Source organism: Providencia sp. TYF-12 (assembly GCF_041344805.1).
GTDB lineage: Bacteria > Pseudomonadota > Gammaproteobacteria > Enterobacterales > Enterobacteriaceae > Providencia > Providencia huashanensis.
The window spans coordinates 4,402,712-4,414,916 of sequence record NZ_CP166833.1 but is presented as its reverse complement, the minus strand read 5'-3'; the positions used below and the strand labels follow the sequence as shown (position 1 = coordinate 4,414,916).

At 40.9% G+C, this 12,205-nt stretch carries 9 protein-coding genes and 4 tRNA genes; 7 read left to right on the top strand and 6 right to left on the bottom strand.

What is annotated here, in order from left to right:
* Window positions 1-150 precede the first annotated feature (150 nt).
* The 5 genes from ABE954_RS20645 (at window position 151) to ABE954_RS20625 (ending at window position 2,150) form a co-directional block, all read left to right on the top strand.
* Window positions 151-1,527, top strand: a complete 1,377-nt coding sequence (locus ABE954_RS20645) for an amino acid permease (protein ID WP_042845874.1) — start codon at window positions 151-153, stop codon at window positions 1,525-1,527.
* Between the two features lie 167 nt (window positions 1,528-1,694).
* Window positions 1,695-1,771, top strand: a tRNA-Arg gene (locus tag ABE954_RS20640).
* 79 nt (window positions 1,772-1,850) lie between these two features.
* A tRNA-His gene (locus ABE954_RS20635) sits at window positions 1,851-1,926 on the top strand.
* Window positions 1,927-1,941: 15 nt separating this feature from the next.
* Window positions 1,942-2,027: transfer RNA gene (locus ABE954_RS20630), tRNA-Leu, on the top strand.
* A 46-nt stretch (window positions 2,028-2,073) separates the two neighbouring features.
* Window positions 2,074-2,150, top strand: a tRNA-Pro gene (locus tag ABE954_RS20625).
* Window positions 2,151-2,916: 766 nt separating this feature from the next.
* On the opposite strand, the gene ABE954_RS20620 is transcribed toward ABE954_RS20625, so the two are convergent.
* The gene (locus ABE954_RS20620) at window positions 2,917-3,144 is read right to left on the bottom strand and encodes a hypothetical protein (protein WP_042845873.1); all 228 of its coding nucleotides are present in this window, start codon (window positions 3,142-3,144) and stop codon (window positions 2,917-2,919) included.
* 346 nt (window positions 3,145-3,490) lie between these two features.
* Here ABE954_RS20620 and ABE954_RS20615 point away from each other — a divergent pair, with 346 nt between their 5' ends.
* Window positions 3,491-4,288 (top strand): DUF1460 domain-containing protein, encoded by a 798-nt coding sequence (locus ABE954_RS20615; protein WP_131680931.1) that lies wholly within the window; start codon window positions 3,491-3,493, stop codon window positions 4,286-4,288.
* Window positions 4,289-4,422: 134 nt separating this feature from the next.
* Here the strand turns inward: ABE954_RS20615 and hemY are convergent, their stop codons facing one another.
* Genes hemY through hemC form a run of 4 tightly spaced genes read right to left on the bottom strand, consistent with a single transcriptional unit; the run spans window position 4,423 to window position 8,554 of the window.
* Window positions 4,423-5,616: a protoheme IX biogenesis protein HemY gene (hemY, locus tag ABE954_RS20610; protein WP_129466654.1), complete on the bottom strand. Its 1,194-nt coding sequence runs from the start codon at window positions 5,614-5,616 to the stop codon at window positions 4,423-4,425.
* Between the two features lie 2 nt (window positions 5,617-5,618).
* Window positions 5,619-6,854 carry a uroporphyrinogen-III C-methyltransferase gene (gene hemX, locus ABE954_RS20605; RefSeq protein WP_048605790.1) on the bottom strand — a complete coding sequence of 412 codons (1,236 nt, stop codon included), beginning with the start codon at window positions 6,852-6,854 and terminating at the stop codon, window positions 5,619-5,621.
* A 3-nt stretch (window positions 6,855-6,857) separates the two neighbouring features.
* On the bottom strand, window positions 6,858-7,613 hold the full coding sequence (locus tag ABE954_RS20600) for a uroporphyrinogen-III synthase (protein ID WP_042845868.1): 756 nt from the start codon (window positions 7,611-7,613) through the stop codon (window positions 6,858-6,860).
* Complete coding sequence (gene hemC, locus ABE954_RS20595; RefSeq protein ID WP_042845867.1) at window positions 7,610-8,554, bottom strand: hydroxymethylbilane synthase; 945 nt, start codon at window positions 8,552-8,554, stop codon at window positions 7,610-7,612. The genes ABE954_RS20600 and hemC overlap by 4 nt, the downstream gene beginning before the upstream one ends.
* Window positions 8,555-9,221: 667 nt before the next feature.
* Here hemC and ABE954_RS20590 point away from each other — a divergent pair.
* Complete coding sequence (locus tag ABE954_RS20590; RefSeq protein ID WP_042845864.1) at window positions 9,222-11,795, top strand: class I adenylate cyclase; 2,574 nt, start codon at window positions 9,222-9,224, stop codon at window positions 11,793-11,795.
* Window positions 11,796-11,811: 16 nt separating this feature from the next.
* Here the strand turns inward: ABE954_RS20590 and cyaY are convergent, their stop codons facing one another.
* Entirely contained in the window at window positions 11,812-12,129 is a 318-nt protein-coding gene (cyaY, locus tag ABE954_RS20585) for an iron donor protein CyaY (protein WP_042845862.1), read from the bottom strand.
* Window positions 12,130-12,205 lie beyond the last annotated feature (76 nt).

Here is a 12,205-nt window from a genome sequence, read left to right as displayed (position 1 = left end):
AGCAATAACGTCGGTTTGTGCTCAATTTTCCTCACAATATGTTTTTAAAATTTGCCTAACTGACATTTTTCGACTGATTACAGTGGTGATGACTACTAAGCTTTAATTAACGCTGTAATTTAACCATGGTAATTTTTGACAGGGGTATTTATGGAAAATCCACAACAGGGACTTCAGCGTGGGCTAGAAGCTCGCCATATCGAGCTTATTGCACTTGGTGGAACCATTGGTGTTGGGCTGTTTATGGGCTCAGCCAGCACGTTAAAATGGGCAGGGCCTTCTGTTCTATTAGCCTATATCATCGCGGGTATTTTTGTTTTTTTCATCATGCGCTCGATGGGAGAGATGCTATTTCTTGAGCCTGTCACGGGGTCTTTTGCTTCTTTTGGTTATAAATACCTTAGCCCATTTTGGGGATGCCTGACTGCTTGGGGTTATTGGTTTATGTGGGTTGCCGTTGGGATCTCAGAAATCACCGCAATCGGTTTTTATGCGGAATACTGGTTTCCTGAGGTACCACAATGGGTTTTTGCTATTATTGCAGTGGTATTAGTTGCTTTAGCAAACTTAGCGGCTGTACGTTTGTATGGGGAATTAGAGTTTTGGTTTGCTATGATCAAGGTCACCACGATTGTGGTCATGATTTTGATTGGTTTAGGGCTAATATTCTTTGGTATTGGTAATAACTTTGAACCTATCGGTTTAGGGAACTTAACAGAGCATGGGGGCTTTTTTGCTGGTGGCTGGAAAGGTTTTCTATTTGCTTTGTGCATTGTTGTAGCTTCATATCAGGGTGTTGAATTAGTAGGGATTACAGCAGGGGAAGCGAAGAACCCCAAAGTCACGTTGAAAAAAGCCATTAATAATATCTTATGGCGTATTTTGATTTTTTATGTAGGGGCGATTTTTATCGTTGTTACGCTTTTTCCTTGGACTGAAGTGGGTCAACAAGGAAGCCCATTTGTTTTGACCTTTGCAAAAGTTGGTATTGTCTCTGCGGCAGCAGTCATCAATTTTGTGGTGTTGACCGCTGCGTTATCAGGTTGCAATAGCGGTATGTATAGCGGTGGGCGGATGCTATACGCATTGGCACAAAATAAACAATTACCAAGTTCATTTTTAAAACTCACAAAAAATGGCGTTCCTGGGCGTTGTGTGGGCTTTACTATCTTGTGTCTGGTTGCAGGCTCTAGTCTCAACTATATTATTCCAAACCCTGAGAAGGTATTTGTGTATGTATATAGTGCTAGTGTTTTGCCGGGGATGGTGCCATGGTTAGTGCTTCTTACTAGCCAGATCCGCTTTCGCCAGCAAAATAAAGAAAAGCTTGAGGGGCACACTTTCAAGTCGATACTATTTCCATGGGTGAATTATGCCACATTACTTTTTCTGGCTTGTGTGTTGATTGGAATGGCGATTAACCCAGATACACGCTTGTCATTAATCGTAGGGGCAATATTTTTATTGGTGGTTTCGGTTCTTTATTTTTTAATTCGCTGGGTGAATAGAGAAAATCAACAGGCCTAGCTAAAGTATTTTGGGGTATTTTTAGCGGAAATTGGTTGTCTGAGGGGGTGAATATGCTCTCTTTCTCAGCGAAATGGATAAAAGGCAAGCAATCGATATTTTTATTTCAAAAAGGACTAGACAGCGAGAGGATAAATCCGTACTATCCTCTCCCGCAACGGCGTTAAGCGCCCGTAGCTCAGCTGGATAGAGCGCTGCCCTCCGGAGGCAGAGGTCTCAGGTTCGAATCCTGTCGGGCGCACCATTTTTAGTACGCCGCTACGGTTGGCAAAATGACGTTGTATGTAGTAGAATAGCAACGCTTTGAAAAAAGTGAAGTTATGGTGGCTATAGCTCAGTTGGTAGAGCCCTGGATTGTGATTCCAGTTGTCGTGGGTTCGAGTCCCATTAGCCACCCCATTTTTTTGTGACATTGCGAGGGTGGCGGAATTGGTAGACGCGCTAGCTTCAGGTGTTAGTGTCCTATGGACGTGGGGGTTCAAGTCCCCCCTTTCGCACCACGAAAAAAGATAACTAATGCTATAAAAATCAGTACTACAAAAATTTCGGCGAGTAGCGCAGCTTGGTAGCGCAACTGGTTTGGGACCAGTGGGTCGGAGGTTCGAATCCTCTCTCGCCGACCAATTTAAAGAACCCCGCTTAATAGCGGGGTTTTTGCTTTTTATTGTCTGGTCTTTTTATTGGCTTCTTTGTCAAAACTTCTTTTCTTTCCTCTTCAGTTGGATCACTTTTGTTGATTGTGTTTTCACATAAGTTTTTTTAAAACAGGTAATATTTTGGAACTGTGAGAATTGCTATTTAACTTATTGTTTTTTCTTGAGAAGAAGATAAGTGTCGTGATCTTGATACAACCCTCTACTTACTTGTCTCCAAAAGGAGACATTTTAATCATTGATTTATAAGAAAAAATAAATAATGAATTTATGATGTCTCTAAATTGAGACAAGCAGGTGTAACGAAATATGAGAAGGGACACTCATAGAGAGAAATTATCTAGCTAGGTTGGATTGATGATTAAAAATAGCGAGTCAATCCGAGGGGTAGAGAGAAATAAAAAAAAATAGGCCCAAAAATATAGCTTTTATAAAAGTTGGCACGCATCCTGCATTATTATAGATGTAGATGCTCATCTCACTTCTTATGACAGCAAAGCTTCATAAACCCAGAGATGACGCAAAGCCGATTATCGGTGCCTATTGTCCAACTTAGATGATCAAGAGCTCATCCTCTTACCATCAACGAACGGGCGAAACGTTGAGTGAGGCACCATCCGTCTGTAGACCTGATTGTATTTTACACCTGCCTTGTGCAGGTGTTTTTTTTCTGCAATACAAACGACTTAGCCCCTTTACTGAAAACGTGAAAGAGGCTATTAAACAAGATAAGAGACTATTTTTTGCCTTTACTAAACCATTTGCTGAACCAGCGAGTAATGTAGGTATAGCAGAGGATGATGAACGTAATAATAAAAATGTCTTTACTGAGGTCTTCTGTATTAAAGCCAATAAATAGGATAAAAACAAAAGGCGATAAAACTAGCAGAAGAAGATCAAAAAATATTTGTAAACGGTTTGGACTTGCAATAACCCAACGCCAAATAGTTTTAATTACATTCATATAGATATCCCACATTCATTCAAGCCAAGATGTATATTATGCTTTATACACTATGTATTTCCTTTATGACATAGTAATCACAAAATTTGTTTATACCTTGGCACATAAGTGGTTTTATTTTTTTATGATTATGTCACCTAGCGTGATATTTGTATTTTGTTTCTTTATTTTTGACAGCGTAAAACATTCGTTTGAATTAAAGTGAAACGCTGTTATTTTTCGCTTAAAAATACACATTATTAGTATTTAAATTAAACCTTAAATAAACAATTTCTTACTTTACCTTGTCAGTAAAAATAAATCATCTTTAACTGATGATTCATTTTCCCAAGGAAAGGTATTTAAAATGAAATTTTTATTTTTTGCATTGCTTTCTTTTTGTGCAGTCTCTTTTTCATCAACTAACCAGCCAAATTATTTATTAGATATGAGTGATGATTCTAAATTAGCATTGGATCAGGTTATTCATAAAGTAATAATACCAAATCAAGGTCTACCCTATGGCAATCTTATTGATCAAGTTTCTAGTGTTTTTCTGGGGATGCCGTATGTCGCCAACACATTAGTTGGTGGACCAAACGTCAGTGAAGTACTTGTTGTTAATTTAGAAGGTGTTGACTGTTTTACTTATCTGGATTATGTCGCGGCACTAAGCAAATCAAACAGTAGGAATACGTTTTTAAGCGCCCTTGTGAATACGCGTTATAAAGACAGTGATGTTGCTTATTATAAAAGAAAACACTTTTTTACTGACTGGTATGCGGTATCACCACAAAATGCGACAGATGTGACAGCATTAATTAGCTCTGAGTCGGTTACAGTTGAAAAAAAATTAAATCAAAAAGCAGATGGTAGTGAGTTTATTAAAGGATTAGGTATTCACTCAAGAAAGGTAACCTATATTCCTACTCATGCAATTAATGAAATGGTTCTTAATAACTTAAAAACAGGCGATTATATTGGTATTTATTCACCAATTAAGGGGTTAGATGTTTCCCACACAGGTATTGTGATTAGAAAGAATAATCAGGTTTTGTACCGAAATGCATCATCACTTTCAAAGAATATGAAGGTTGTTGATACAAACTTCCTAGAATATATATCCTCCAAGACGGGTATTATCGTTCTTCGTCCTATTATCTAATTGGATATATGGGGCTAACAAATATGAATTAGCCCGTTATTTTACTTAACGATAAACTAACGGGTAGGTTTGTATACTAAATAAAATAGCCCCTAAGGTAACTTCTTGGGGGCTATTATAATTAATATAGCCTTTTATGAACGCTCTTGGTTCAATGAGTGTATTAAGGCCTCTTGGCGAATTTTTGCTGCTTCATTCGGTTTATGTAATTTGTCGAAAGCATCAGCTAACCATGATGCATCTTGTACATCAAAACGTTGAGCTAAGGCAGCTTTGAAATAAGTTTCTGCTTTATCCCATTGAGCATGCTGCAGTGACAAAACCCCCAATGTACTGTTTAGTAATGGCGTTGCCCCATTTTGCTTTTGCAGATGTAAAAGCGTTTTTTCAATAATTTCAGGGTGTTCGCTATTAAGCTTCGGCACTAACAATAACAAGCGCTCATCATATTGCTGCTTTAAGCCGTCAATGATCATTTTTTCAGCACTGTTAATGTCGCCACATTCAATTAAGTGTTCTGCTAAAAAAGCCTGCAATGCAGTTTCATGGCGGACGCGGCGAGGCTGAGCTTTCCACCAAGCCTTCAAGCCATCACTCCCACCTTCAGCCATACATTGGTTCATTAACCCTTTGTAAGCTTTCAGTTTTAATGCGTCTAACTCGTCTTCAGTGTGTAATTGTACTTTGGCCATTACAGGTAATAATTCGATCAGTGCTTGGTAAGCCCCTGAACGTAAATAAGCTTGTTCGGCTAGGCGTAAAACCTCTGGGTGCCTCGGTGCTTTATCGAGAAGTTTATCAATGCCGTTACGAGCCGCGTGTACTTCGCCTTCAGCTAATTGGATGCGAACGCGACTAATATCAACAGGGAGTTGATCATTACCTGCGGCTTCTGCTGCCCTATCTAAGTATTGGTGGGTACGGTATTCATCACCGCGCTGTTGCGCCGCCTCTGCTGCCATTAAATAGTTGATTACAGGTTGTTGGGAAAAATCAGCATGCTTGCTCATCAATTTTTCAACCTGCTCAAAATCACCTTCAGCTAACTTGAGTAGGGCTTTTTGCGTTTGGGTGTGTGCTTTATGATATTTACGCCCACTTACCCAACCTTTAGTCCGTGATGTGGTGCTCATAAAGCGGCGGTAACACCAACCAAGAAATAGCAACACGAATTGGAGTAAAATAAAGCCCAATATCAGGCTCGTTACACTGGTTGTAATGTCGTAGTTATCGGTGCGAATAAAAACATAGCCTTGGTGACCGGCTAATAGTGGCCCTAAGATGACACCTGCGATAAGAACAATAAATAGGATCAGTACCTTAATCATTGTTACCCCCTATTTCCAGCAGGCTCAGTTGACTCAAAAGGGTGTGGTGTATCTGCTGGTTCTGCTTTTTGTGTCTCAGTCGCGGGAACTGCGGCATCTGCTGCGGCATCAACAGCACCATCATTTGCCTTAGTATTGTCAGAGGATTGAGCAAGTAAGCTACGCACTCGCGTTTGCATGACTTTCTCTAGCTTTTCTTGGCTTTCTAAGGCATCAGGCATTTCAACATCAATCGGTTGATTAATTAGCTCGTCAATGGTTGATAAGAACGCTTTCGTTTCCGGCGCTTCAGTATCAAAATAAGCTCTTACCCATGTTGAAGCCTGCTCAAGCGACTGTTTGTATGTTTCTTCTTGGAAGCGAGGAACGGCTTGAGCTGCGATGAGCAACTGTGAACGAATGTTTTCACGAAGGTAAATGTCTTGATTTGGGGCTAGTAGTGGTGCTTCAGAACCGTCACGAGCCCTGACGGTGATGAAATCGTTAGTGAAGCTTTTCCAACTACGGGATAAGTTTTGTTGCCAATCAGAAATGTCATCACTGACTTCGGCATTATCTTCATTTTTAGCATCACCACTGTTTAAATCGGCTAAACGTAAGTTATCAACGTCGTTACTGAGTTGGTTTAGGCGTAAGATAATACCGTCATAGTCGACTTGATTGATGGCGGCTAATTTTGCCATGTCATTGTTAATTGACTTGCGAATATCGAGCAGACTTGGGTCGTTCATTTCAGCCAAACTAGAGTCTGCACTTTTTAATAGGACAGCTGCTGTGACAGGGTCGTGGTCGTTCCACAGTTTTCTTCCTGCCATTTTTACCATAAAGTCAGCTTGTGCAATCAGCCAGCTTTTAACATCACTACTGGAAAGGGCAGTCACGTGAGCTTGCAGTTCTTGCATGCGACGATTGAGCCTATCTTCATACTCGCGAGATTGGTTTTTCATCTCAGTATTCGCGGTAATTAGGGCATCTAAACGTTGTCTATCTGAATTTTGTTGTTCGATTAAATCACTCAATTGCTGTTTTAGTTCATTGTTTTCATTTACTAAAGTTGCATTGTTTTGTTGAGTGAAATAATAAAGACCACCACCAATGGCGATGATAATAGCGATAGCAATTACTCCGCCAATGAGACCAGAACGTTTTTGTTCCGAAGAGGTTTTTTTTTCGGAGTGCTGTTGTTTTGCACCTGTTTCTGGGGTAACCGTCTCGGTTGTTTTATCGTGTTCCGTCATAAATTAGCATCCCATGTCGGTTGAAATTAATGCTTCTAATAAAGCATTATTATCTGCACTATTAGCTACACAGACCCTCTGCCATCCAGCTTGGCGAGCTTGATCTGCAATCCGTTCACTGACAACGAGTAAGCGGCGGGTAAACCACCAATTTTGATACTCTTCAGCGATTAATTCTTCTAGTAAAGCTAACATTTGGCCACTGGTTATCACAATGTCAGTGATATCAACTTGAAACCATTTGCGATTAAATTCGTTTTTTTCGTAAGGGATTGGGTGCCTTGCATAACATTCACAATAGTCGACTTGCGCACCTCGAGCCCTTAATGTTGAAGCAAGAAGTTCTCGGCCACCATTTCCACGCAATAAAAGGGCGTGTTTCCCTTCGAGAAACTGGAGATCAGGAAGCGTGAGTAGCACTTCGCTGGTTTCCCCTTGTTCAGCCCAATGGGCTGGCTTCCCGGTTACTTTCTTGAAAAACTGGGCGGTAGAGCGACCAATACCATAGTAAGATAGCTTATCTGACCAGTTACGTCCCATTTGTTCAAGTGTTAAATTTGCGTACTCGACTGCATTTTTAGATAAAAGAAAGACTAAGTCGTTTGTATTGAGGTGATCAAGGCGTGAAACTAGCGTGTTTAATTCAGCGCCTGGTCCAATACTGATCAAAGGGGAAGAGTAGGCTTCTCCCCCTTTAGCGGTGATTGCCGTTATTAGCTCCGAACCTGTGGGTTCAGGGCGTGTAACAAGAACCCTCATGCAGGTGGGTTCCCGTTATAAACTTCGGCTAAAATTTCCCTTGCACCGCGTTCGAGGAGTTCTTCCGCGAGTGATACACCCGCTTGGCTTGCTTCATTTGGGGCGACAAGTCTTTCTCCACGAATAATAATACTCCCATCAGGTGCGCCAACAAGAGCACGTAGCCATATTTTGTCGTCTTGCCAAATAGCATAACTACCAATAGGGACTTGGCAGCCCCCTTCTAAACGCATATTCATTGCGCGTTCAGCAAGAACACAAATAGAAGTCGTATCATTATTAAGCTTAGCGAGCAGCTCTCGTGTAACACTATCGTTTAATCGACACTCAATGCCAACGGCCCCTTGACCAACAGCAGGGAGACATTGTTCCGGTGCAAGAGCTGTGCGTATACGTGCTTCTAACCCTAAACGTTTTAGCCCTGCTACCGCTAAGATAATGGCGTCATATTCACCATTATCGAGTTTAGATAACCGTGTGCCTACGTTACCGCGGAGATCCCGAATGACTAAATCCGGACGAAGTTCTCTTAATTGGCATTGGCGACGTAAGCTAGATGTCCCAACGATGCTGCCTTTTGGCAACGCATCAAGATTGTCATAGTGGTTTGAAACAAAGGCATCTCGAGGGTCTTCGCGTTCACAAATAGTGACTAGGCCCAAGCCTTCAGGAAATTCAACAGGAACATCTTTCATTGAATGAACGGCAATATCTGCACGCCCTTCTAATAAAGCCAGTTCAAGTTCTTTGACAAACAAGCCTTTTCCCCCCACCTTTGCGAGCGGAGTGTCAAGAATGATATCCCCTTTTGTCACCATCGGAACCAGCTCAACCTGCAAGTTAGGATGTAATTGCTCTAGCTTATCTTTGACAAAATGCGCTTGCCATAAGGCCAAAGGGCTTTTGCGCGTAGCAATGCGCACAATATTTGTTGATGTCATTTTACTGTTTTCTCTAGCGAAGAACGCCGTAGATTAACCATACAATTGACGTTAGTTTTAACATGTTAAGGATATTTTTTCCAGCTGAGCTCAAAGCCACCGCTGTGTGGCTATCTTAGTGTTTGCTGTTGTTTGGTTCATTCCACTACATTCTTTACCCACCTTCACTTACTCAACATGAAATTCGGCCATACACTGACAAATCGTGATGTTACTTTTCGATGGTCTCTTGATAAATATTTTCCGGTGATGCGTGCTAACCAAAGAATTATTTTAGCTTTTCGTGCTGTTTTTTTTGTTGGGTTACCTGTAGGTTTCATCTGTTCATGTTGAAGCGTTCAAGCATAGATGCTGCATGTATTACGCTTACATGGCATTTTACATAGTGGTTTTGTTGTTCAATTTGCATCAAAAGTATTATTCCATTGAAAAACAAGGGATATTCTGATGCATTAAAAAATAAAAACCTTTTTATACAATATGTTGAAAAGCATTTAGTATCAAAAATAAGCACGTAAAATAATGTGATCTACTTTACCCTTTTGCTGCAAGGTGTTAAATTGATCACGTTTCCGACAATTCATTTGAAAACTTTTTTAAATCTATCTCTATCTGTTGGGTGCTGGGAAATTCCCAGATTTGTATTACATTCAGTCAGGCGTAACTCTTGTATCTCTATATTGAAACCTTAAAGCAAAGACTTGATGCGATAAACCAATTACGGTTAGAGCGCGCAACAGCATCTATGAGTGAAACCTTTTCGAAGGTTTATAACCTGCTGCCTGTCTTGTTTCATTATCATCATCCAATGATGCCTGGTTTTATTGAAGGTAATGTACCCCATGGCGTCTGCTTTTTCTCTCCAGATACAGAACAAATGAAGTGGTTGGGGCAATTTGAACGCTTCCTACCAATCGAAAAGCCCACTAATGGTGAATTACCCATAACTGGGATTTATTCAATGGGCAGTACCTCCTCTGTAGGGCAAAGCCATTGTTCAGATATCGATGTTTGGGTTTGTCACCCTTCTTGGTTAGATCACGAAGAAAAACGTTTTTTACAAAAGAAATGCACGTTAATTGAACAGTGGGCAGCGTCTTTAGGCATTGATGTAACCGTTTTTCTAATCGATGAGAATCGTTTTCGCCATCATGCGAGTGGGCATATAGGCGGGGAAAACTGTGGTTCAACGCAACATATTCTATTGTTAGATGAGTTTTATCGTACTGCGGTTCGAATGGCCGGCAAACGCTTATTGTGGGCGATGGTACCTGTTGAAGAAGAACAACATTATGATGAATATGTTATGGGGTTATATGCACAAGGTGTATTAACGCCAAATGAGTGGTTGGATTTAGGCGGATTGAGTGAACTTTCAGCCGCAGAATACTTTGGTGCAAGCTTGTGGCAACTTTATAAAAGTGTTGATTCCCCTTATAAAGCAGTATTAAAAAGTATCTTATTAGAGTCTTATTCATGGGATTATCCTAATGGCAAACTACTGGCTATGGAGTTTAAACGCCATTTACATGCCGGTGAAATCGTGTGTTATGGCTTGGATTCCTACTGTTTAATGCTTGAACGCGTCACAAGGTATCTTGTTGAAATAAACGACTTAACTCGTCTTGACCTTATACGTCGTTGTTTTTACCTTAAAGTTTGTGAAAAACTTTCTGAAGAAGATAGCAATGCTTTTTCTGGTTGGCGTCGAGATGTCTTATCCCAATTGGTGGCATCATGGGGCTGGGGAGCAGAACGTTTAACAGTACTAGATACACGCAGCCAATGGAAAATTGAGCGTGTCCGTGAAGCGCATAATGAGCTACTCGACACCATGATGCAAAGTTATCGTAATTTAATTCGCTTTGCGCGGCGAAATAATTTAAGCGTTAGTGCAAGCCCACAAGATATTGGGGTATTAACTCGTAAATTATACGCAGCCTTTGAAGCGCTTCCGGGTAAAGTGACGTTAGTTAACCCTCAGATTTCACCGGATTTAAGCGAAGAGCACCTCACTTTTATTTATGTGCCAGCAGGGCGTGCAAATCGTAGTGGTTGGTATTTGTACAACCAAGCCCCGAATATTGATGCGATTATTGGGCACCAGCCTCTGGAATATAACCGTTACTTAAATAAATTAGTGGCCTGGGCATATTTTAATGGCTTACTAACTGAAACGACACAAGTTTATATGCATAATGGGCAGTCGCAGTGTGACGAAAGAAAACTGCTTGAACTTATGCATGACGTCTCAAATCATTTCCCAATTAGGTTGCCGGCTCCAACACCAAAAGCGCTATATAGCCCCTGTGAAATTCGCCACCTTGCAATAATCGTTAACCTAGAAAAAGACCCGACTCAAGTTTATTCAGAGCAAGTGGTTCATGTCGATTTTAGGAAATTAGATATTTTCAGCTTTGGCGAGTCACAGCAGTGTCTCATTGGTAGTATTGATTTGTTGTATCGTAATTCATGGAATGAGGTAAGGACGCTCCATTTCAGCGGTGAGCAGTGTATGCTAGAAGCGTTAAAAACGATTTTAGGTAAAATGCACCAAGACGCATCACCACCGGAAGCTGTTGAGGTCTTTTGTTATAGTGAGCACTTACGGGGGCTTATTCGTACTCGTGTACAGCAATTGATATCGGAATGCGTAGAACTGCGTTTATCAAGTAATAGTAATGACCCTGGGCGCTTTAAAGCGCTCCGCATAGCAGGGCAGACTTGGGGGCTGTTTTTTGAACGCCTGAATGTCTCAGTACAAAAACTAGAAAATGCGGTTGAATTCTATGGCGCAATTTCCCATAACAAGTTACATGGCTGGCCGGTTAAACTTCAGGCAAAAAGTGATAACCATTTGCCAGCTGTTGTTGATGGTTATGCGAGTGAAGGGATTGTACAGTTTTTCTTCGAAAATACGGCGGATAACACAGGTTTTAATATTTACGTATTAGATGAAGCTAACCGTGTGGAGATTTACTCTCACTGTGAAGGTTCCAAAGAAGACTTGGTGCGTGATGTCAGTAAGTTCTACTCCTCCTCCCATGACCGCTTTACCTATGGTGCTAATTTTATCAACTTCAATTTACCGCAATTTTACCAAATTATTAATCATGACGGTAAAAACCAAGTGGTTGCCTTTTCGGGCGCAACGTGGCCATTTACATCAGAGGATGATGACGAAGTGGGGCATGATATGCATTTAAGCCAATCAGGGCACCCACAAGCGCATTACTTTTAGTGATAGTTGTTTAAAACTAGAACGAAAATGGCTGTTGGCTTTGGAAAGCAATGGCTTCCGCTAACTGGTTTTTAAACTCATTGCCAGAACGGTCACAGACCCATTCCCCTTGTTTGTAATCATAATGGTATCCGCCTTGTTTGGTCGCTAGCCAAATTTGGTGAAATGCCTCTTGTTTGTTGATGATGATTTTGCTGCCATCTTCAAAACTGAGTGTCATAACACCGCCATTTATCTCACAATCGATATCGGCATCACCATCGTAATTGTCCAAATGCTCTTCAATAGAGCCCAGTAGCGCTTCTGCTAGCTGGTGAAATTCACTGTCATTCACGGTTAAAATCCTGTTTGCTCACAATTAGTTAATTAAAATTATAGGAGGGATCAAGCATTGGGGTCAATCTCAGTGC